Source organism: Sporolactobacillus pectinivorans, from assembly GCF_002802965.1.
In the GTDB taxonomy this organism is placed as follows: domain Bacteria; phylum Bacillota; class Bacilli; order Bacillales; family Sporolactobacillaceae; genus Sporolactobacillus; species Sporolactobacillus pectinivorans.
In genome coordinates this window covers 1,861,115-1,881,433 of the sequence record NZ_NXGA01000001.1, presented here as the reverse complement: position 1 = coordinate 1,881,433, position 20,319 = coordinate 1,861,115, and the positions used below count along the sequence as shown (strand labels likewise).

General features: G+C 47.2%; 20 protein-coding genes. 1 reads left to right on the top strand and 19 read right to left on the bottom strand.

Features of this window, described 5'->3' with window-relative positions; genetic code table 11:
* Positions 1 to 8 precede the first annotated feature (8 nt).
* The 12 genes from COP04_RS08970 to COP04_RS08915 all read right to left on the bottom strand — a co-directional run bounded on the left by COP04_RS08970 (position 9) and on the right by COP04_RS08915 (position 12,885).
* Entirely contained in the window at positions 9 to 344 is a 336-nt protein-coding gene (locus COP04_RS08970; protein ID WP_100487658.1) for a putative DNA-binding protein, read from the bottom strand.
* 105 nt (positions 345 to 449) lie between these two features.
* Positions 450 to 1,454 (bottom strand): signal recognition particle-docking protein FtsY, encoded by a 1,005-nt coding sequence (gene ftsY, locus COP04_RS08965; protein ID WP_100487657.1) that lies wholly within the window; start codon positions 1,452 to 1,454, stop codon positions 450 to 452.
* A 47-nt stretch (positions 1,455 to 1,501) separates the two neighbouring features.
* Complete coding sequence (gene smc, locus COP04_RS08960) at positions 1,502 to 5,071, bottom strand: chromosome segregation protein SMC (RefSeq protein ID WP_100487656.1); 3,570 nt, start codon at positions 5,069 to 5,071, stop codon at positions 1,502 to 1,504.
* A 75-nt stretch (positions 5,072 to 5,146) separates the two neighbouring features.
* Positions 5,147 to 5,875: a ribonuclease III gene (gene rnc / locus COP04_RS08955; RefSeq protein ID WP_100487655.1), complete on the bottom strand. Its 729-nt coding sequence runs from the start codon at positions 5,873 to 5,875 to the stop codon at positions 5,147 to 5,149.
* A gap of 115 nt (positions 5,876 to 5,990) precedes the next feature.
* Positions 5,991 to 6,233: an acyl carrier protein gene (locus tag COP04_RS08950; protein WP_100487654.1), complete on the bottom strand. Its 243-nt coding sequence runs from the start codon at positions 6,231 to 6,233 to the stop codon at positions 5,991 to 5,993.
* 86 nt (positions 6,234 to 6,319) lie between these two features.
* Positions 6,320 to 7,066 (bottom strand): 3-oxoacyl-[acyl-carrier-protein] reductase, encoded by a 747-nt coding sequence (gene fabG / locus COP04_RS08945; RefSeq protein WP_100487653.1) that lies wholly within the window; start codon positions 7,064 to 7,066, stop codon positions 6,320 to 6,322.
* Between the two features lies 1 nt (position 7,067).
* On the bottom strand, positions 7,068 to 8,015 hold the full coding sequence (fabD, locus tag COP04_RS08940; RefSeq protein WP_100487652.1) for an ACP S-malonyltransferase: 948 nt from the start codon (positions 8,013 to 8,015) through the stop codon (positions 7,068 to 7,070).
* Between the two features lie 73 nt (positions 8,016 to 8,088).
* A complete protein-coding gene (fapR, locus tag COP04_RS08935; RefSeq protein WP_100487651.1) occupies positions 8,089 to 8,664 on the bottom strand; it encodes a transcription factor FapR in 576 nt (191 codons plus the stop codon).
* Positions 8,665 to 8,814: 150 nt separating this feature from the next.
* On the bottom strand, positions 8,815 to 10,863 hold the full coding sequence (recG, locus tag COP04_RS08930; RefSeq protein ID WP_100487650.1) for an ATP-dependent DNA helicase RecG: 2,049 nt from the start codon (positions 10,861 to 10,863) through the stop codon (positions 8,815 to 8,817).
* Positions 10,860 to 11,768 carry an L-serine ammonia-lyase, iron-sulfur-dependent, subunit alpha gene (gene sdaAA, locus COP04_RS08925; RefSeq protein WP_100487649.1) on the bottom strand — a complete coding sequence of 303 codons (909 nt, stop codon included), beginning with the start codon at positions 11,766 to 11,768 and terminating at the stop codon, positions 10,860 to 10,862. The genes recG and sdaAA overlap by 4 nt, the downstream gene beginning before the upstream one ends.
* A gap of 38 nt (positions 11,769 to 11,806) precedes the next feature.
* Complete coding sequence (gene sdaAB, locus COP04_RS08920; protein ID WP_100487648.1) at positions 11,807 to 12,469, bottom strand: L-serine ammonia-lyase, iron-sulfur-dependent subunit beta; 663 nt, start codon at positions 12,467 to 12,469, stop codon at positions 11,807 to 11,809.
* A 17-nt stretch (positions 12,470 to 12,486) separates the two neighbouring features.
* The gene (locus COP04_RS08915) at positions 12,487 to 12,885 is read right to left on the bottom strand and encodes an Asp23/Gls24 family envelope stress response protein (RefSeq protein ID WP_100487647.1); all 399 of its coding nucleotides are present in this window, start codon (positions 12,883 to 12,885) and stop codon (positions 12,487 to 12,489) included.
* 250 nt (positions 12,886 to 13,135) lie between these two features.
* Between COP04_RS08915 and rpmB the strand changes: the two genes are divergently transcribed.
* The gene (rpmB, locus tag COP04_RS08910) at positions 13,136 to 13,324 is read left to right on the top strand and encodes a 50S ribosomal protein L28 (RefSeq protein ID WP_100487646.1); all 189 of its coding nucleotides are present in this window, start codon (positions 13,136 to 13,138) and stop codon (positions 13,322 to 13,324) included.
* Between the two features lie 88 nt (positions 13,325 to 13,412).
* Here the strand turns inward: rpmB and spoVM are convergent, their stop codons facing one another.
* From spoVM to fmt, 7 genes are all read right to left on the bottom strand, one after another.
* Complete coding sequence (spoVM, locus tag COP04_RS08905; protein ID WP_100489614.1) at positions 13,413 to 13,490, bottom strand: stage V sporulation protein SpoVM; 78 nt, start codon at positions 13,488 to 13,490, stop codon at positions 13,413 to 13,415.
* Positions 13,491 to 13,589: 99 nt separating this feature from the next.
* Positions 13,590 to 14,225, bottom strand: a complete 636-nt coding sequence (locus COP04_RS08900; RefSeq protein ID WP_239984968.1) for a thiamine diphosphokinase — start codon at positions 14,223 to 14,225, stop codon at positions 13,590 to 13,592.
* A 73-nt stretch (positions 14,226 to 14,298) separates the two neighbouring features.
* On the bottom strand, positions 14,299 to 15,183 hold the full coding sequence (gene rsgA, locus COP04_RS08895) for a ribosome small subunit-dependent GTPase A (RefSeq protein WP_100487644.1): 885 nt from the start codon (positions 15,181 to 15,183) through the stop codon (positions 14,299 to 14,301).
* A gap of 22 nt (positions 15,184 to 15,205) precedes the next feature.
* Entirely contained in the window at positions 15,206 to 17,203 is a 1,998-nt protein-coding gene (gene pknB, locus COP04_RS08890; RefSeq protein WP_100487643.1) for a Stk1 family PASTA domain-containing Ser/Thr kinase, read from the bottom strand.
* Positions 17,200 to 17,949 carry a Stp1/IreP family PP2C-type Ser/Thr phosphatase gene (locus COP04_RS08885; RefSeq protein ID WP_100487642.1) on the bottom strand — a complete coding sequence of 250 codons (750 nt, stop codon included), beginning with the start codon at positions 17,947 to 17,949 and terminating at the stop codon, positions 17,200 to 17,202. Before COP04_RS08885 ends, pknB begins: the two co-directional genes overlap by 4 nt.
* A 52-nt stretch (positions 17,950 to 18,001) precedes the next feature.
* Positions 18,002 to 19,351, bottom strand: coding sequence for a 16S rRNA (cytosine(967)-C(5))-methyltransferase RsmB (gene rsmB, locus COP04_RS08880; RefSeq protein ID WP_100487641.1), 1,350 nt, complete (start codon positions 19,349 to 19,351; stop codon positions 18,002 to 18,004).
* Positions 19,348 to 20,298: a methionyl-tRNA formyltransferase gene (fmt, locus tag COP04_RS08875; protein ID WP_193437458.1), complete on the bottom strand. Its 951-nt coding sequence runs from the start codon at positions 20,296 to 20,298 to the stop codon at positions 19,348 to 19,350. The genes rsmB and fmt overlap by 4 nt, the downstream gene beginning before the upstream one ends.
* Between the last annotated feature and the right edge of the window lie 21 nt (positions 20,299 to 20,319).

The window sequence follows — 20,319 nt, the reverse complement described above, 5'->3', positions numbered from 1 at the left end:
TCTCACTCCTAATCCAATTTCTCAAGCCTGTCAAGAACCGAATCTAACTTTTGACGCTCTTCACCGCCCAGTTCAGCAACCCGTTCCCTCAGCTCACTAATGAGCGCAATGCGGGAGTGGTATTTCCGAAAAAGCCCCAATTTCTCCTCAAACGCTTCAAGTGTCTTTTCCGCGCGTTTCAGATTATCATAAACCGCCTGACGCGTGACATGGCAACTTTCAGCAATTTCACCGAGTGAAAAATCGTTGAGATAGTAAAGATCCAGATACTCCTGCTGTTTAGGGGTAAGAAGCGGCTGATAAAAATCATATAGGGCATTGACTCTTAAAATCTTCTCAAGCATCGCGAAATCCCCTTGACTGTAAAGGCAATTTACTTTACTGGCTAATTTTACAGGAACAGATTCAGCCTGTCAAGTTATTTTCTTAACACCTAACCAAAATCCAAATCAGGCTTCGCTATGGTCTGTAGGATCAGGTTCATGGAACAAATCAGAGAAAAGACCGTAAATGAACGCGTCAGCGTTAAATGTCTGCAGGTCATTGATTTTTTCTCCGAGCCCGATCAATTTGACCGGAATATCCAGTTCATGACGAATGCCGAGAACGATACCTCCCTTGGCAGTGCCGTCAAGTTTTGTCAGCACAATCCCTGTGACATCTGATGCCTGGCGGAATAATTTTGCCTGGTTTAAAGCGTTCTGTCCCGTTGTCGCATCGAGCACCAAAAGAACTTCCTGGGGTGCCCCGGGGCACTCGCGCTCGATCACGCGCTTGATCTTTTCCAATTCTTTCATCAGATTAACCTTGTTTTGCAGGCGCCCGGCTGTATCGCAGAGCAAAACATCGGTTTTTCTGGATTTCGCGGCTTTGATTGCGTCAAAAACAACAGAAGCCGGGTCAGATCCTTCCTGATGCCTGATCACGTCCACACCGGCACGGTCGCCCCAAACTTGAAGCTGATCGATGGCACCGGCGCGGAATGTGTCTGCCGCAGCAAGCAGTACCGATTTGCCTTCGCTTTTCAGCCGGCTTGCCAGTTTCCCGACCGTGGTTGTTTTTCCAGCTCCATTAACACCAACCATAAGAATTACTGTCAGGCCGTCAGAATTCATCTTTAGTTGTGTTTCCTGTTCATCATGCGTCAGAAATTCAGATAAAATCTCGGCAATGACGTCCTTTAGCTGCTCTGTATCTTTAATATTCCGTGATCGTGACTCATCTTTTAATTTTTCCACCAAGTCCATTACAGTCGTGACGCCGACATCGGCCTCAATCAAAAGATCTTCCAGTTCCTCAAAAAAATCTTCATCGATTTTACGATAACGTTTGACAAGATCATTCATTTTGTCAGAAAAAGATTTTCTCGTTTTTGCCAACCCATTCCGAAATTTTTCGGTGACTGCTTCCGTGCTTCCGGAAATTTTATTTTTTACCCGTCCAAAAAAATTCATCAATTTTCCTCCTTCGCTCTTATTGGCACCTGTAACATCCGTAAAAATTATCCTCCGGTTGACAGAAGTTCCACTGTTTCTTCGAGACGTACAGAAACAAGTTTGCTGATACCCGACTCCTGCATGGTGACACCATAAAGCACATCGGCATGTTCCATTGTACCGTGACGGTGAGTGACAACAATAAATTGAGTTTCCGCACTGAATTTTTTTAAAAATTCCGCATAACGATCAACGTTTGCATCATCAAGAGCCGCCTCAACTTCATCCAGAACACAGAATGGTACTGGCCGTACTTTCAATATTGCAAAAAGCAGGGCAATGGCGGTCAGTGCTCGCTCACCACCGGACAGAAGAGAAAGACGCTGTAATTTTTTACCTGGCGGTTCCGCCAGAATATCGATACCGCTATTCAGCAAGTCATCAGGATCGATCAATTTCAGATCGGCCCGTCCGCCGCCGAAGAGTTCGCGAAAAACATTTTGAAATTGACCACGGATCTTTTCAAACGTTACAGAAAAACGCTGCTCCACTTCACGATCCATTTCAGTCATTACATTTTCCAGCGTATGACGTGCTTTCTGCAGGTCTTCTCTCTGAGCAGAAAGAAACTGCTCACGCTCCAATACATTTTCATATTCCTCAATGGAACCGACATTTACTGTCCCAAGTTCTTCAATAGATTTTTTAATTAATTTCACCTTTTTACGGGCTTCTTCAGGTTCAACTTTCAAATGATAGTTTTCATTAGCCGCTTCAAACGTCAGCTGGTAGTCTTCCCTCAGCGTATCGATCAGGTGATCCAGTTGAACATCGAGACGGCCAAGCTTTACATCTTCTTCCTGAAGCGCTGCGCTCAGGCCTGTGATCCTGTCACGTTCTCCCTTGATTTCACGTTCCTGAGCGGACAGCTGCTCCTGTCCGGAAAGGCGTTCCTTTTTTTTCTCTTCCAAAAGCTGAACAAGTTTCTGCTTGTCCATTTTTTCTTGCTGAATCTTTGCAGTCAATTCTTCACTGGAAAGCGACTGATGGTCGATATCGGAGTGAATGTCGCTGATCGAAGATTTGAGTGCCTTTGCACTGGCCGCCAAATCGGCAACATGTGATCTGATTGTATCTGCTTTCTCCTTCAGATGCATTGTCTTCTGACTTTGTTCTGCCGTCTGCACCTTAAGCGTAGTGATCTCCGTCTGAAGGGCAGCTCTGGAGGAATCCCGGTTTTTCCGGCTCTCTGTCAGCCGTTCTATGGTTGACGTCATTTCATCGCTCTTTTGTTGATTAACAGACAGAGAATTGTTGATTTCATCAAGACGGGCAATGATCTTTTGCTGTTCCGTGGCAAAATCTCCATTTTCCCTTGAAAGCAGCTGGTATTTGTCCAGGCTGTTTTTCTCTTCTGCCTCCGCTCCGTGCAGAGCGTTTTCCAGACTGCGATAGGCTTCGGCAGCGACCTGAACCTTCTTGCGAAGATTTTCAGCACTCAGCTCATCAGCTGCGATCCGGTCTTTCAGCACTGCAAAATCTTGACGAAGCTGAACCTGTTTTGCCTGCATTTCCTGTATCTGTTTTGTTATCAGTTCGATTTCTGATGAACGGCTGATCAGGCCTGCATGGTTCTTTTTCAGACTGCCGCCGGTCATGGCTCCCCCGGGGGCAACAACATCACCCGTCAGCGTAACGATTCTATATTTATAACCCAGCGCCTTGGCAAGCCGGTTCGCTCCTTCAAGAGAATCGGCGACGATGACAGTGCCAAGCAAATGCCCAATCACCGGACGAAATGCAGGTTCGCAGCTGACGAGTTCATCCGCCATGCCTGCAAATGCCTGATCGCCCTCAATCTTTGAACGATCACTGCGCTGCATCGCACGGGGTTTCATCACAGAAACCGGCAAAAAAGTCGCCCGTCCCGCCTGGTGGTTCCTGAGAAACTGTATCGCCTGCCGGCCGGATTTTTCATCAGAAACAATAACACTTTGAGAGGACGCACCCAGTGCAACCTCAATCGCCGTCTGATATTTCTCATCGACCCGTATGAGTTCTGCTACCGCGCCGAAAATACCGGCCAGGGTCTTTTTGTTTTTTAAGACAGTTCTTACGCCTTGATAAAAACCGGCATAATCTTCCTTCAATGCTTCCAGCATTTCTTTTTTGGAAACAGCCTGGTCAATAAAGCGATTAATTTTATCGATGCCGTCTTTCTGTGCCGCATACCGCTTATGGCCTGCTGTAAGACCCGCGTCGGCATCCGCCAGCAGTTTTTGGAGCTTCTTCCCTTCGTCCGCCTTCCGGTTAATTTCAAGATCGATCTGCTGCTTTTTACTTCGTGCAGCTTCGACAAGAATACGCGCATCTTCGGTAGTTGTCTCGACACGATTCCGCTTTTGTTCCAGCACTTTTTTCTGTTCCGTCAGGTAGTGCTGCTCATTTCGCATCGAGGCCTGCTGATTCAGTATTTCTATATAGTCGCTTTTAATCTGTTCAATTCTGTCGTCCAGGTTTTCATCGAGTCCATCAGCATCAAACTGTTTTTGAGCCAGCAGCTGATGCAGTTCTTCAAGTTTATTATTTTCAACAATAGAGGCATATTCGGCAGTTTTTTGTGCCTGACGTTCCCCGTCAAGCTGTTTTTCCAGTGCGGACAAGCGTTCCTTCAACTCAGCTGAAGTACTCTGGGCATTTTTCCGGCGTTCTACCATAACTTCTTTCTGTCCGAGTATTTTCTCCAAATTTTCTCCCAGCACGGCTAATCTTTCCTGATCTGTTTCGATCGAGCGATCCAGCTGATCGAGTCTGAGCCTTACCTCCTGAAAAAGTCTTTCCTTCTCCTCCAGCCTGCCGTTACAAGCTGTTTTCTCACCAGCAAGCTCTGCCGACCGCTGTTTCGCCTGTTCCCAGTCCGCATGTACTGTTGCAATATCGTGAGCAAGAAGTGCAATGTCCACTTCCTTCAGTTCATCCTTCTTTGCCAGATAATCTTTTGCGATGGAGGCTTGCTTTTCCAGCGGCTCAAGACGGCCTTCAAGTTCGTGCAAAATGTCCTCGACCCGGTTCAGATCGTCTGCCGAATCTTCCAGTTTTTTCTCGGCCTGCTGTTTCCGTAATTTATATTTAAGAACGCCGGAGGCCTCTTCGAAAATTTTCCTCTTATCATCTGCCTTGCTATTTAATATTTCATCTATTTTGCCCTGGCCGATGACAGAATAAGCTTCCCTGCCAAGCCCGGAATCCATAAATAAATCAATAATATCCTTAAGACGGCAACTTTGGCGATTAAGCAGGAATTCGCTTTCGCCAGAACGAAACACGCGCCGAGTCACACTGATCTCACTGTAATCAAAGGGAAGATAATGATCTTTGTTATCCAGAGTCAGCGTGACTTCGGCCATATTGACAGCTTTCCGTGCGTCGCTGCCTGAAAAAATAATATCCTCCATCTTTGTTCCCCGCAGAGATTTGGCGGATTGTTCGCCGAGGACCCAGCGGATTGCTTCTGTAATATTGCTCTTGCCGCTCCCATTTGGTCCTACTACTGCGGTCACACCGGGAACAAACTCTACAGATGTTTTATTGGCAAATGATTTGAAACCAGCAACATCCAGCCGTTTGAGAAACATCCCGATCCCCCCGTCCCCTTTTTGGCTTCTTTAAATAAAGTAACAAAAACAGCCGGGATTTCTCGGCTGTTTTTGTTACCCGGCGATTGTCTTAAGCGCCTCACGCGCAGCGCTTTGTTCCGAATCTTTTTTCGAAGATCCCCTGCCGGTACCGATCACCTGGCCGTTCAGCAGAACCTTGGATAAAAATTCCCGCTGGTGCGCAGGCCCCTTTTCCATAACCACATCGTAATCGATATCGCCAAGATTCTTTCTTTGGACCGTTTCCTGCAGCTGGCTTTTAAAATCCATCACATGGGAAAAAGTACCATCTTTAATTTTCGGATAGACAACCCGCTCCAGAAAGCGACTGACATCACCAATTCCCTGGTCGAGATAGAGTGCGCCGATAAAAGCCTCGAAAACGTCGCACAGGAGTCCCGGCCTTTTCCGGCCGCCTGTTGCCTCTTCGCCGCGTCCCAAGAAGATCATTTCCTCAAAGGAGAGAGAAGTCGCAAACATGACCAGCCCGGGTTCGCAGACAATCGCCGCGCGCAGCTTTGTCATATCCCCCTCAGACAGGTCCGGAAAATTTTTGAATAAATATTGTGAAACCATCAGTTCCAGAACAGCGTCCCCGAGGAATTCCAGACGTTCGTAGTCTTCCTGAGATCCGCGGCGATGCTCATTCACATAGGATGAATGGGTAAAAGCCTGATATAACCAAGTTTCATCTTTAAATTCAAAAGAAAAATCTTTTAAGAAACGATGGATCCTGTCTGATGTTTCTTTATCACGATCTTCCGGTTTTTTTAAACCCGGCATGAACCGTCACCTCCACATGCGTCAACCTGATCCAGTTATCAGTTTTTGTAAACTGATAAAAAAAAACCCGTTATTATAAAAATTTTACAAAACGGGGTTTTCGAAAGTTAGCATGTCACGATTTATGATTCTCTATGTAAGTAATGACATCGCCAACAGTCTGAATCTTTTCAGCATCTTCATCTGAAATTTCCAGATTAAATTCGTCTTCAAGTTCCATGACAAGCTCAACAATATCGAGAGAATCGGCATCCAGGTCATCTTTGAAGGAGGCTTCAGGTTTTACATCTGCTTCATCAACGCCAAGTCTGTCGACAACAATCTTCTTTACACGTTCAAGTACATCTGCTTCTGCCACGTCTTCACCTCCCCTCAAGGACACATAAAATAAAATAACAGGAAAAATTGTCTGAGTCAAAATATTTCAAGCATACCTCAATTATTTTATTGCATCGCCATACCGCCGTCAATACTTAATGTTTGCCCCGTCATATAGTTACTGTCATCCGATGCGAGAAACTTCACGACCCTGGCTACGTCTTCAGGAGTGCCAGATCTCCCTAATGGAATATCGTTTTTCATTTTCTCCTTCACTTGTTCCGGGAGCTCATCGGTCATTTCTGTGATAATAAATCCGGGAGCAACAGCGTTAACTGTAATACCTCTTGAGGCAACTTCCCGGGCTGTCGCCTTGGTCAGCCCTATAACTCCGGCTTTTGCGGCCACGTAATTTGCCTGGCTTGCATTACCTAAAATACCTACGACTGAGGCAATATTAATAACTTTACCCTGCCTTTGTCTCATCATTGGCCGCAATGCAGCTTTTGTGACAAGAAAGACGCCTTTTAGATTCGTATCTAAAACTGAATCCCAGTCCTTTTCCTTAAGCCGCACGAGGAGACCGTCTCGTGTAATACCCGCGTTATTGACGACAATGTCGAGGTGTCCAAATTTCTCAATGGTTGCTTTAACCATGGACTGAACATCCGTTTCATTTGAAACATCACACTGAAAAGTAAATGCTTCTGAGCCAAGATCTTTGATTTCTGTGACCGTTTTTTCCGCACGATCCTTGCTTCCGGCATAGTTGACGACGATGGAAGCTCCTTCCCGCGCGAGTTCCAAAGCTATGGCTCTGCCAATTCCTCTGGAGGCCCCTGTTACAAGCGCCACTTTATCTTTAAGCAACATTTTAATCCGCACCTGCCTTAAGTTTCTCAGCTACAGCATTCAAAGTCTCAAGATTATTCACCTGCAAAATCGTTGCTCCGCGCTGAATTTTTTTGATAAGTCCGGATAGAACCTTCCCCGGGCCAACCTCAACATAAGTGTCAACACCCAGTTTCCCAAGTTTCTCGATAGATTCAACCCATCGTACCGGCGAATAAAGCTGTTCAATCAAATGACTTCGTATTTCAGCGGCAGTCTCTTCTGCATCAGCTGTGCTGTTTGCTATGATGGGAATCTGCGCGCTCCGTACAGGAAGTTCATCCAGTACTTCTTTCAATTCTTCAGCAGCCGGTTTCATCAGTGAAGAGTGAAAAGGTCCGCTAACCGCGAGCGGGACAACACGACGGGCCCCTGCTGCTTCCGCAAGTTCCGAGGCAGCACTAACACCCTTCACTGTCCCGGAAATGACAATTTGCCCGGGTGAATTCAGATTGGCCAGCTGAACGGATTCTCCTTCCGCCGTAACCTTCTCGCAAACATTTTTTAAAGAGTCCGGAGCCAGCCCGAGTACGGCGGCCATTGCCCCCTGTCCGGCCGGCACAGCCGCTTCCATCAGCATTCCTCTTTTGCGTACTGCGAATACCGCGTCTTCAAAGCTAAAGACGCCAGCCGCAAAGAGCGCACTGTATTCACCCAAGCTGTGCCCTGCACAAAAATCGGCCTTGATTCCCTTCTCAGCCAGCAAAGTATAAAGCACGGCACTGACCGTCAGGAGTGCAGGCTGTGTGTTCTCTGTCAGCCGCAGCCTCTCCTCAGGCCCGTTCAAGATCAGTTCGCTCAGCGAAAAACCAAGGCGCCTGTCCGCTGACTCAAACATCCGGCGTGCTTCAGGAAAAGCAGCAATTAAATCACTGCCCATTCCAACGCTCTGAGACCCCTGTCCCGGAAAAACAAAAGCAGTCTTGCCCATTAAATAACCCCCTCCAAAATGGATCACTACTCTATAAAAACAAAAAAGCTTTATATTTCTTGCACAGAATTTTTTAGCTTTGAAGTCTGTCTTTGCCGCCATGGGACCGAAACATGGTGAAAATTCCATTGAAGACATGATCCTGCCCCACGTAACTGTTGACTTCAACAATCGTACGCACTCTTTCTTTCTGCGTGACTTTCGCTTTGGCAACAACTCGTTCTCCCGCTTTTACAGGGCGAATGAAATGAATCGAAGCTTTGGATGTTAATGCCAGATCATCATTGATCACTGCCACTGCCAGGGAATTGGCCTGTGCAAAAAGATGATGCCCGCGCGCAATTCCTGTCCGTGAAAACACATGGTTTTGATTGATTTCAAGGATGGAAATGGCTGATGCGTCAAGCTGGAGATCTACAATGTCTCCAATGACTTCATCTTCATGAAGCGCTTTGACATCATCAAACTGGCGTTTTGCCACATATTTAATTCTTTCTCTCAACTCAGGAATGGACAGTTCCAGCCTGTCCAGCCTTATGGTCTGCACACTGACTGAAAACCGGCCGGCCAATTCATCATCTGTTATAAACGGATTCTCGGCAATGGTTTGCTTCAGCGTTTCCTGCCGTTCCTGCTTGTTTTTTCTCATCGCATGGACACCGCCATTTTTAAGACTAGGTAATAACAGTAAGTATACCATAACCTCATTCTCTAGAGTAGCCTCGTGGCCGGTGCCCTGGTCTCATCTTCCTGAAGCCTGCCGCACTAGATACGAATCTCATTCAATCAAGGTTTCAATTTAATCAAGAAATGCATGATCAAGTATGCCCGCTTCAATCAGAGGACGCCGCAGAAGAAAATAGGTCTCGTCTTTCCAAAAGCGCGGATTTTTCACGAGTTTAGAGGCATCATCCCTTGCCGCAGCCAACGTCCGGTAATCGTGAACCATATCAGCCAGTTTAAATGCAGGAAGCCCGCTCTGCTTTTTCCCGAAAAAATCACCTGGTCCGCGCAGTTGTAAATCAAAAGTCGAAAGCCTGAAACCATCCGTCGTTTCGGTCATCAGCCTCATTCTTTCCCTGCTTGTTTCCGATCGTGCATCTGCGATCAAGATACAATAGGACTGGTGTTCTCCGCGTCCGACACGTCCACGTAGTTGGTGAAGCTGAGAGAGGCCAAAACGGTCGGCATCGTTAATCACCATCAGCGTCGCATTGGGGACATTAACACCCACCTCAATAACAGTGGTAGAGACCAGGACCTGGATGCTTCTTTCTTTAAATCCGTTCATGACTTCTGTTTTCTCCTCATTGGAGAGTTTGCCATGCATTAGCCCCACTCTGAAGCCGGGAAGTTTCCGGACCATTTCCGCGTGCATGTCAAGGGCATTCTGGACATCCAGTTGTTCAGATTCCTCAATCAGTGGACAGACCACGTAAGCCTGTCTGCCTTGTCTGAGCTCTTTCTCTATAAATCGGATCACCCGGTCCATCATTTCGTGGCGGACCCAGTATGTTCGAATTAATTTTCTCCCCCCCGGCAGTTCATCAATTGTTGAGACATCCATATCACCAAATACTGAAAGTGCCAGGGTTCGCGGAATCGGAGTTGCCGTCATATATAGAACGTCCGGATCTTTTCCTTTGACACGGAGCCGCCTCCTTTGTTCGACGCCAAAGCGGTGCTGTTCGTCCGTAACAACCAGGCCCAGCCTGGAAAAGAGGACATCATCCTGAATCAGTGCGTGCGTGCCAACCAATATATCAATATGGCCTTCCTGCAGTTCTTCAAGGAGCAGGCGTCTTTCTTTTCCATGAACGTTTCCAGTCAGAAGCGCAATAGAAACAGAAAAAGGTTCGAACAATTTTTGCAGGCTGTCAGCATGCTGCTCTGCCAGAATTTCAGTAGGTGCCATCAAAGCGCCTTGAAAACCGGCTGTAACCGCCGCATACAGAGCTATGGCGGCAACAACAGTTTTTCCGGAACCGACATCCCCCTGCAACAGGCGATTCATCGAAAAGCCCGAGGCCATATCGGCCAGAATTTCGTTGACAACCCGTTCCTGCGCACGTGTCAATGGAAACGGAAGGGCACGGATAAATGAACGGATTGTTTCCATCCGGATATCTATTTGCGTCCCTCCGTTTGAATTCCGTTTTATCTGTTTGTAGCTTTGCATTTTAAGTTCGTAATTCAGAAATTCTTCGTAGACAAGGCGACGTCTTGCCTGTTTCAAAGCGTCTCTTCCAGTTGGAAAGTGTATCTCACGGATGGCATCTTTCCGTCCCATGAGTCGATATTCTCTCATGATATTCTGAGGCAGCGTTTCCTGTATCTTATCGGGGAACTGATTAAAAGCCTGCCTGACGATGCCTCTCAGGCGTTTGACTGTCATTCCATCTTTGACTGGATAAACCGGGGCAATTTGTTCGGTAAAATTTTGAATACCGCAGTGAAATTCAGTTGCGGTAATTTCGGCACGGTTTCTATCCCACTTCCCGGTAACCGTCACCTCGTCCCCCAGATTCAATTTTTTCTTTAAATAAGGCCGGTTGAAAGCAGTGACTGTAATCAGGCTACGACCCGTAAGGATCCGGACCGCAAGCCTGGATCTCTTTTTCGCATAGAAAGAAAGAACCGGTTCACTCTGGACTTTTCCCTGCACAGTCACATGATCGCCGATATCTGTTTTTTCCAGATCCTGAACTTCATAATTGTCGTACCGGTAAGGAAAATAACAGAAAAGATCATCAAGCGACTCGATTCCAAGCTGTTTCAGGGTCTCCGCAACGGACGGCCCGACTCCCTTGACTTTACTGATCTGGGAAGTTTTGTCGGGAACGGTCATTTTTCCTTCAGCGCCGGTCTGTGTACATTTGAGTTCCCGCCAAAAATACGCTGCTTGAGCGCCCTTCCTGTTTTAGTATCTGCGAGTCCTCCAAGTGCCGTCTCTCTGAAAGCGGCAGGCATCAATCGCCCGACCTGATACATTGCGTCGATGACTTCGTCGCACGGAATTTTACTTTTAATGCCTGCAAGTGCCATATCGGCGGCAACGATAGCTGTAGAAGCGCCAATTGCATTCCTCTTAACACAAGGGACTTCCACCAGTCCCGCCACAGGGTCACAAATCAATCCGAGCATATTTCCAAGCGCAATCGCCATTGCATCAGCAGATTGTTCAGGCGATCCCCCTGCCAGTTCAACAGTCGCTGCGGCGGCCATGCCGGTAGCGGAGCCTACTTCGGCCTGGCAACCGCCGGCAGCTCCGGCTATTGATGCATTGTTTGCAATGACAAATCCAAAAGCTCCGGCAGTAAACAGAAAACGCACCATCTGATCACGGGTTGGATTCAGGCGATCTTGAAGCCCAAAAAGTGTACCTGGAACAACTCCTGCTGAACCGGCTGTAGGCGTGGCACAGATTATGCCCATGGCAGCATTGACTTCATTGGTCGCCATTGCTTTGCTGACTGCGTCAAGAAGGACATTACCGGATAAGGACTTTCCGGACTGCGTATACCTTTGCAGAAGCCGGGCATCTCCTCCGGTCAGCCCTGAATGAGAGCGAATTTCTTCATGAATCCCCCTTTCAACAGCCTTTTCCATGACCTGAAGATTTTTTTCCATTTTTGCAAAAATATCTGTTCGGCTGTTTTGAGTCGTCTCCATTTCCGACTGAATCATAATTTCTGAAATGGACAGATTGGCCGTTTCCGCCTGATCGACTAATTCTTTTATTGTTCTGAACATGAAAGCATTGCTCCCTTCTATTCCTTCAAATCCCGGATTCAGGATAATACAGCCACATTCAGCATATTCGGCAGGCCTGAAATCTCCGCCGCCAAGCCGTCGCTGATTTCTTCATCAGTCTGAATAACCATCATAGCCAGATGTCCCTTCTCGTGCCGAGACACTTCCATGTAGGAAATATTCATTTCATATTTGGCTATCAATCCCGCAACTTCAGCCACTGCACCATATTTGTCGCGGTGCAGTACAAGGAGGGCCGGGTTGCTTCCGGTCAGTGAAATCGAAAAACCATCGACTTCAGTAATTTCAATCTTGCCTCCCCCGATCGATACACCAACCAGCTCCAACGCATTCCCTCCACCCTCAAGCTGCAAACGTGCAGTATTCGGATGTTCGACCTGACGTTTTCGGTCTGCATTAAATGAAACGTTCATCCCCCTATCAGTAGCAATAGAAATGGCCTGCGGAAGATTGGGATCATCCGTCTCAAAATCAAGCAGACCCGCCACCAGAGCCACATCTGTTCCGTGCCCCTTATATGTTTCTGCAAACGATCCATAGAGTGTGATTTCCGCACGCTCCGGTTCTGAGCCAAAGAGCCTGCGCGCCATACGACCGATCCGGACGGCACCGGCCGTGTGTGAACTGGAAGGTCCAATCATGACAGGTCCGATAATATCAAAAACGCTGCGATATTTCATTGCAGATCCATCTCCCGTCAATCACTGATTGCTTCATCTTCAGAAAACCCATCCTCAGTAGTCAGCCTGACACCCTGAACAAATATATTAATTCCGGCAGCGTCAACGCCCAGCGTGTCGTTCAGCGTTTCCTTCACTTTATTCTGTACGTTGACAGCTACTTCAGAGATGCGGGTTCCGTAACTTACAATGATATACATATCAATCAGCAGGTTCTGATCATCATCAAAATAGACAATGACACCGCGGCTGAAATTTTCTTTTTTTAGTAATTCGGCAAAGCCATCCTTCAGTTGATTTTTTGAAGCCATTCCAACGATTCCGTAGCAATCAAGTGCAGCGCCGCCGACGATCTTGGCGATAACATCCGTAGAAATGTCGACTTGTCCGTAAGCATTGGTGATGGATATTGACATAACATTTTTCCTCCTTGAAAGAACAGCATTCCCCATTCGGGCGCTTACGCAAAATTAAGCAATAGGTGCAGAGAAAAACATATCCGTTCATGTCTCTGTTAACGTTATTTTACACTAGCAGACACTATTTGGAAAGGCAAACCGGCGATGTCTTATTCGTTTCTCCTCCCTTTACTGTTGCAAGCCCGCCCCCGGCGTGTTAATATTAAAATATTGCTTTATTAATGTACAGGGCAGGGGGTATTTTAAAATGGGACGTCACTGCTTCGTGACAGGCAAAACAACAAAGTTCGGCCAGAATCGTTCATTTGCTGAAAATAAATCGAAACGGACTTTCAAAGCAAATCTCCAGAAAGTGCGCATTCTTGTTGATGGAAAGCCGAAAAGAGTTTATGTTTCAACAAAGGCTTTAAAAGCCGGCAAAGTAGAACGTGCTTAATGCTTTTCAGGCATTGACTATTGAATAATCTGACAATCAAAAAAGGCCTCCTGCCGAGCAGGGTGCCTTTTTTGATTCTGCGAGCGTCTTATCCCTTCCGAAAACCGAGGAGGGCTCTCACTATACTGCCCAAGAATCTCGGCAGCTTAATCGTATAGAATTTCATTGCCATGCTCCTCCTTGTTTCATGTACCGTCAGCTTTAATCGTATGCTTCTAGATTATATGTGACGTGCATTGAAACTATGACCTGAGGAATCCCGGACTCAGTCACTGCAGCGCATCATTAGTAAAAATCCGGATGATAGGGAAACTGTAAAAACATCGCGAACCGCCTCATTGCTGATACAGAGGCTTGAGCCAATCGGCAAATCAGCGTCGCTCAGCGGGTATTTTACACCCTTCAGAGTGATGCCCCGCACTTTTTCAGATAGCGCCAAAAAAGAAAGATATGGATAATCCGGATCCCTCTTTACATGATATGTTCCGGGCCTTAGCAGGGTGATCCAATTCTTGAGATCAATAATCGTACATCTAACATTTTTGCGTACGGCTTTCAATAATAGTTGAACGGCCGCAAGCCCGTGATCGAGTCTCCCTCCCGTAACCCCAAAAATCAGGAGTTCTTCCGGGCCCTTGCTCAATGCCCAGTCAAGCGCCAGCTCAAGATCTGTTTTATCTTTTTCTGGTGGAAAAACTTGCAGCCGGATACCACTCTCAAAAACTGTGGATTTTTCATTTCCTTTGAGAGAATCAAAATCACCGAAAGCGCAAACCGGCTTGATTCCGGTTTTCAAAAGTATAAAAGTTCCGCGGTCAGCTCCGATCCAGCTGCAGTCATGATAGGCGTGCGCGTTGAGATTAGGAATCAATGTTTCAGGACCGCCGGCCACGATTGCCATTTTCACGCCAAACGCCTCCCTTCTGAGCGTATTTATCAGGCCCTGAGCAAGAGGGAAATTGTCTTTGAATGAATTAGTATTGCTTTTTCCTGCTGCTGATTTCCTGAAAGAAAAAACAATAATGCGAATAACGTTCCTTGTTAAGTCCACTGTTTGCTACCGCTTCTTTTACCGCACAGTCCGGCTCAGCTATATGCGTACAGCCTCTGAATCTGCATGAATCTCGGAATTGTGCAAATTCCGGGAAACAGCCTTCCAGATCTTCCGTCTCGATGTCGGAGAAGTCAAGCGAACTGAAGCCCGGGGTATCTGCAACATAGCCGCCAGATCCGACGGGAAGCAGTTCCACATGTCTCGTTGTATGTTTTCCCCGTCCTAGTGCCTGGGAAATCGCCTGAGTATCGATTTTAAGATCATGATTCATGCCATTCAGAAGTGAAGATTTTCCGACACCTGACTGTCCTGTAATCACAGTAATTCTACCCGCCATTCGCTTCTGCACGTCTTCAAATCCAAGATGCCGCAAGCTTGATGTACAGACAACAGAATAGCCGATTTTTTCATAATCACCCATCCTTCGACGCATGAAGTCTTGTTCGGAAAGGTCCAGGAGATCCCATTTTGTCAGGCAAATAACCGGCCGGATACTATGTGACTCCATATGAACGAGAAAGCGGTCCAGCAATTGGCTGTCAAAAGCCGGTTCTCTTACTGAAAAAACCAGAAAGGCTTGATCCACATTAGCAATGGGGGGGCGATTGAGTTCGTTCCGTCGCGGACCGATAGACATAATATAGCCGTCCTTCAGGTTCTCCGCCTCATATTCGACATGGTCACCCACAAGCGGAGTTTCTTTCCGCTTGCGAAAGATCCCCCTCGCACGGCACTGAATCTGCCTGTCTCCGTCCTTGACATAATAATAACCGCTGAGTGCTTTAATGATCGTTCCTTCGGACATACTGCAACTCCTAACCCGCTATTTATTTCGGATAATCAACTGTTCCTGTTTGTTTCTGAACACCGTCGATAACAATTTGATACGATCCCTGTTGCCCTGGATTGATCGTAAATGGAATCGTGTAAGTCTTTGTTTGAGTGATTTCTTCATTAGCAAACGATACATTGTTATGGTTGGCGTCAGTATAGTAAATTTGTACGTGAGCAGGGAGACCACCGCCATTGCCGTTTCCATTCCCAACATAGACGACTTTAATGGGCTTGTCTACTTCTTTTGGTGCGGCCTGGCTGCCCTTTGACAGTAAAACAATAACGGTTGAGCCTTTGACGATAGAGCTCCCGGAAGGCGGATTCTGACCCAGAACATCCCCTTTTTTGACCGTATCTGAGTAGTCCCCGACGGAAAAATCTGCAGAAAGTCCCTGATCTTTGAGGAGCTGATTTGCCTCGCTTGTTGTTTTCCCTCTCAGATCCGGAACAATCACCTGCGGGTTACCCGTGCTGTAGGTCAGTTCCAGAATAGTATCCCCTGGCACCACCTGATTGCCTGCAGCAGGAGTCTGGCTCATGATTTCTCCGGCCGGCACAGTTGAGGACTGCTGAGTATACCAGACAACACTTTTATAGCCAGAATTATGTAACGATTTTTCTACGTCATTGTGATCATAACCGACATAGTTGTCTACTTGTATTAGATTTTGCCCGGAATCCGAATTGCCGCTGCTATCCACTTTTACTTTTTTTGGCCCCGTGCTGACAAACAACGTAACGGATGTACCCTCTTTTACCTCCGTTTTCGCTGCCGGATACTGGCTGATGATAGTTCCCTTCTTAACACTGCTGCCTGACTGATTTTTTTGGATAACGTTCAGATTTTTACTCTCAATCAACTGCCGGGCCTGCGCAATTGTTTTCCCCGATACATTCGGAACCTGAACATTATTGACGTACAATATTTTTGGGAGCAGAACGAGCCCAATGAACAGCCCCGCAGCTATAAGAAGAAGGAGTATGCCGGAAAAGGTAAGCCATTTTTTTGCTTTTGATTTCTTTTTGCCCTTCTTGTTCTTATTTAAGTCCGGAGGAAGCTGTTCATGGAGCATGCGATCCTCCATTCCGACTGGAGCCATTTTTATTGTTCTCTCATCATCATCCGTGCTTTCGCTCTCACTATTTAGAAAAAGCCTTTTTTCGTTGGCTCGCTCAGGGTTAAGCGCAGTCCTCAGATCGTCGTACATCGCAACGACATTTTCATAGCGATCCAAAGGATTTTTTGCCAGCGAGCGAATGATTACATTTTCCAGGCTCTGAGGGATGTCCGACCTGAAATCCGTTGGATATGGCATCGGTTCGCTGAGATGCTTCAAAGCTACGGAGACAGGAGAAGTACCTGGAAAGGGGAGTCTCCCTGTAAGCAGTTCGAACATCACAATACCAAGCGCATAAATATCAGATTTCACTGTAGCTCTTCCGCCCCTCGCCTGTTCGGGTGAAAGATAGTGCGCAGATCCGAGAATCGAATGCGTATAGGTAATGGTCGCACTGCTGACCGCCATCGCAATGCCGAAATCTGTAACCTTGACATGCTCCTTCTCATCAATCAGAATGTTGTGCGGCTTGATGTCACGATGCACGATCCCATGTGCGTGAGCATGAGAGATCGCTAGGGTTGCCTGCTTCATAATGTGAACCGATTCACTGACCGAGATTGGGGAATAGTCCCTGATAAACTCCTTCAAACTCATGCCGTGAATGTATTCCATAACAATATAGTAGCAGTCTTCCTCTTCGCCGATGTCATAAATTGCTACGATATTAGGGTGGGACAGGGCGGCAACAGATTCTGCTTCTCTGTGAAATCGCTTGATGAATTCCTCATCGGTGGCCAGCTCTGTTCTGAGTATTTTGACAGCGACAAGCCGATCCAGTATCAGATCCTTAGCTTTATAAACAATGGCCATCCCGCCCTCTCCAAGGCGGGACATAATTTCATATCTTCCCCCGATTCGTCTTCCAATCATGATTCATCACCATCGCTGTCGTGAGAAATAATAATCAGAGATATGTTGTCCTCTCCGCCCGCATCATTGGCATCTCTAATCATTTGGTCTGCTTTTTCCTGCAGCGAACCCTTTTCTCCAAGTTTCTTGCCAATCCATTCGTTAGAGAGCCTGTTAGTCAGTCCGTCAGAACAGATCATAAGGCAGGAGCCTTTCGACCAATCCAAAGTGACTGTGTCAAGCGCAATGGCAGGTTCCGTCCCCAAAGCCCTCATCAACACATGCTTTCCGGGATGCACTTCCGCATCTTCCTTGGTAATCTGCCCGGATTTGACCAGTTCGTTGACTAGTGTATGATCTTCGGTAATCTGGCTTGCTGAATTTCCCTCGCGCCATATGTATACCCGGCTGTCGCCAACCGTCGAAACAACGATAAAGTCAGCACTGCAAAACGCTGCAGCAACTGTTGTCCCCATGCCTCTGCACTCAAGATGCGACTCAGCATAGTCATAGACCCGGACATTCATTGAGCGCACAAGCTGGTTCAGCCATTTTACAGCTTCATGCTTTGTGAGCGGCCCTGAAAGCTCACTCCATTTTTTTTCCGCGGACTCAACGGCCAGCCTGCTGGCCACTTCACCGGCCACATGGCCGCCCATTCCGTCAGCCACCACCCCTAGCAGCTGATTTTGCCCATAAAAAACACGGACACTATCCTCATTGTGTACTCTTACTTTACCTCTATCCGTATTAAATACAGCTTTCATTTTCCCACACTCCAATGCAGGGCAATAGTTAGTGATCCATTTACAGATACGCTCACCTTTTTTTTCTCAGGCACCCGATAAAAAAGCCATCCGTTCCGAATTGGAACGGCAGCAGCTGAATCATTCCTGCATCCTCGGAAACTCTGCATTCTTTCAACACATTGGGAAATCTGGAAAATAAATCAGGCTCCCATTCGAAATCAGGATGAGAAGCGATGAATCGTGATAACTGTCTTTCATTTTCATCACGATTAATCGTGCATGTACTATAGACAAGCCATCCCCCGCGTCTGACGAGGCGGGAAGCATGATCAAGAATCTCTCTCTGTATAGCAACAAGCCGGTTGATGTCCCGAGCCGTTTTCGCCCATCTGATTTCCGGTTTTCTGCGGATGACGCCAAGACCCGAGCAGGGAACATCTAGCAGCACCCGATCAAAAGATTCTTCTCCGAGAAGTTCTCCCGCCGTCCGGGCATCCATCGCCCGTGTTTCAATATTTGACAGCCCGAGCCGTTCTGCTGACCGGTCAATCAGCTTCGTTTTATGTTCATGGAGATCGAGGGCAATGATTTTTCCTTTATTATGCATGCGCTCACCCAGGTGTGTGGTCTTGCCGCCGGGGCCGGCACAAGCATCCAGAACAGCCATACCTTCTTTGGGAGAAAGCGCATCAGCAACTAGCATTGAGCTCTCATCCTGGATTGTCATCAAGCCTGAAGCAAATGCCCGCGAACCTGCCGCATGGCCGCTATCTATCCTCAGGCAATCCGGTGACAGCAGTCCTTCAGAAACCTGGATGCCTTCACTTTCAAGTCGGGAAATTAATTCATTTTTCGTAATTCTCGTTCGATTGACACGAACAAAAACCTGAGGCGGCTGATTGTCACTGTCCGCTATTTTTAGCGCTGTTTCTCTGTCCCACTGACTTTCCCACAGCGCAAGCAGCCATTCCGGATGGCTGTGCACCACAGACAGGCGCCTGCTTTCAGGATGAATGCCGGAAAAATCAGGCACTCCTTCCCTTAGAAAACGCCTCAGTACAGCATTGACGAAACCGGAAATGCCGCGATGTCCGCGTTTTCCGGCAATGTTAACCGCTTCATTGACTATTGCATGGTCCGGAATCCGGTCAAGATACATTTTCTGATAGATAGAGATCATAAGCAGAATCCTGACCCAATCATCAAGTTTCTTGCCAGCGGTAAAGGTTGAAAGGATGTATTCCAGTGTCAAGTTTCTCTGCAGAACACCATACACAAGGGTCGTCACGAGACCTTTATCCCGTTCAGGCCATTTTTGTTCAGATAGGGCGTCGTTAAGCGCAAGCTGACTGTAAGACTGCTCCTTTGTAATTGAAAGCAGCAGATCCAGTGCCATTTCACGCGTGGAAATTTTATTCATGCCTTCGGCCCCAGTACCGTTCCGGATTTAAGCACTCTGCCGCGAAGAAAATCAGCAACACCCATTCTTTTTTTCCCCGCAGGCTGGCATTCTTTAATTTCCAGCAGTTGACCCGATCCGGTTGCAACAAAGAAACCGTCACTTTCATCAGCAATAACAACAGTACCCGGCAGCGCAGAACTTTTACGATTGGTCAGAGTTGCTGAAAAAATTTTAAATACCGTACCATCCAAATAGGTGAAAGCGCCCGGAAAAGGATTCAGGCCACGGATCAGATTGCGTACATCTTCCGCAGCCTTATTCCAGTCGATTGCTTCGTCTTCATGCTTGATGCTTGGCGCAAAAGTTGCCCGCTGATCATCCTGCCGAACCGGCGTCACGGCACCCGCCGCGAGGTCTTCCAATGTTGCCATCAAAAGGCCGCTTCCTGCTGCGCTCAGCTTGTCATGAAGGGATCCAAACGTGTCATCATCAGTGATCGGAACGCTCACTTTCGAAAGAATATCCCCGGCGTCAAGCTTTTTGACCATATACATAATGGTTACTCCGGATTCTTTTTTTCCGTCAATGACCGCTTGCTGGATCGGCGCCGCCCCTCTGTATTCGGGGAGCAGCGAAGCATGGACATTAATACAGCCAAGCGGTGGTCCGTTAAGCAGCGACTGCGGCAATATCTGCCCATAAGCGGCCGTGACAAGCAAATCCGGCTTGAAATCAAGAATCTCACCAACAGCTTCAGGATTGCGCACCCGTTCAGGCTGAAGCACTGGAATCGTGAATTTTTCAGCCAGAATTTTTACCGGTGAAGCGGTTAATTGATGCTTTCTTCCCTTTGGTCGGTCCGGCTGGGTAACCACGCACACGACTTCATATTTATCATCATCGATTAAATGTTGCAGAACCGGAACTGAAAAATCCGGTGTTCCCATAAATACAATTTTCATCAGTAAATCATCCTCTTTGCCGCC

Excerpts from the sequence above, each read along its gene's own strand:
- COP04_RS08970 (WP_100487658.1), bottom strand. The coding sequence starts at position 344 with ATGCTTGAGAAGATTTTAAGAGTCAATGCCCTATATGATTTTTATCAG.
- ftsY (WP_100487657.1), bottom strand. The coding sequence starts at position 1,454 with ATGAATTTTTTTGGACGGGTAAAAAATAAAATTTCCGGAAGCACGGAA.
- smc (WP_100487656.1), bottom strand. The coding sequence starts at position 5,071 with ATGTTTCTCAAACGGCTGGATGTTGCTGGTTTCAAATCATTTGCCAAT.
- rnc (WP_100487655.1), bottom strand. The coding sequence starts at position 5,875 with ATGCCGGGTTTAAAAAAACCGGAAGATCGTGATAAAGAAACATCAGAC.
- fabG (WP_100487653.1), bottom strand. The coding sequence starts at position 7,066 with ATGTTGCTTAAAGATAAAGTGGCGCTTGTAACAGGGGCCTCCAGAGGA.
- fabD (WP_100487652.1), bottom strand. The coding sequence starts at position 8,015 with ATGGGCAAGACTGCTTTTGTTTTTCCGGGACAGGGGTCTCAGAGCGTT.
- fapR (WP_100487651.1), bottom strand. The coding sequence starts at position 8,664 with ATGAGAAAAAACAAGCAGGAACGGCAGGAAACGCTGAAGCAAACCATT.
- recG (WP_100487650.1), bottom strand. The coding sequence starts at position 10,863 with ATGACCGTTCCCGACAAAACTTCCCAGATCAGTAAAGTCAAGGGAGTC.
- sdaAA (WP_100487649.1), bottom strand. The coding sequence starts at position 11,768 with ATGTTCAGAACAATAAAAGAATTAGTCGATCAGGCGGAAACGGCCAAT.
- sdaAB (WP_100487648.1), bottom strand. The coding sequence starts at position 12,469 with ATGAAATATCGCAGCGTTTTTGATATTATCGGACCTGTCATGATTGGA.
- COP04_RS08915 (WP_100487647.1), bottom strand. The coding sequence starts at position 12,885 with ATGTCAATATCCATCACCAATGCTTACGGACAAGTCGACATTTCTACG.
- rpmB (WP_100487646.1), top strand. The coding sequence starts at position 13,136 with ATGGGACGTCACTGCTTCGTGACAGGCAAAACAACAAAGTTCGGCCAG.
- spoVM (WP_100489614.1), bottom strand. The coding sequence starts at position 13,490 with ATGAAATTCTATACGATTAAGCTGCCGAGATTCTTGGGCAGTATAGTG.
- COP04_RS08900 (WP_239984968.1), bottom strand. The coding sequence starts at position 14,225 with ATGGCAATCGTGGCCGGCGGTCCTGAAACATTGATTCCTAATCTCAAC.
- rsgA (WP_100487644.1), bottom strand. The coding sequence starts at position 15,183 with ATGTCCGAAGGAACGATCATTAAAGCACTCAGCGGTTATTATTATGTC.
- pknB (WP_100487643.1), bottom strand. The coding sequence starts at position 17,203 with ATGATTGGAAGACGAATCGGGGGAAGATATGAAATTATGTCCCGCCTT.
- COP04_RS08885 (WP_100487642.1), bottom strand. The coding sequence starts at position 17,949 with ATGAAAGCTGTATTTAATACGGATAGAGGTAAAGTAAGAGTACACAAT.
- rsmB (WP_100487641.1), bottom strand. The coding sequence starts at position 19,351 with ATGAATAAAATTTCCACGCGTGAAATGGCACTGGATCTGCTGCTTTCA.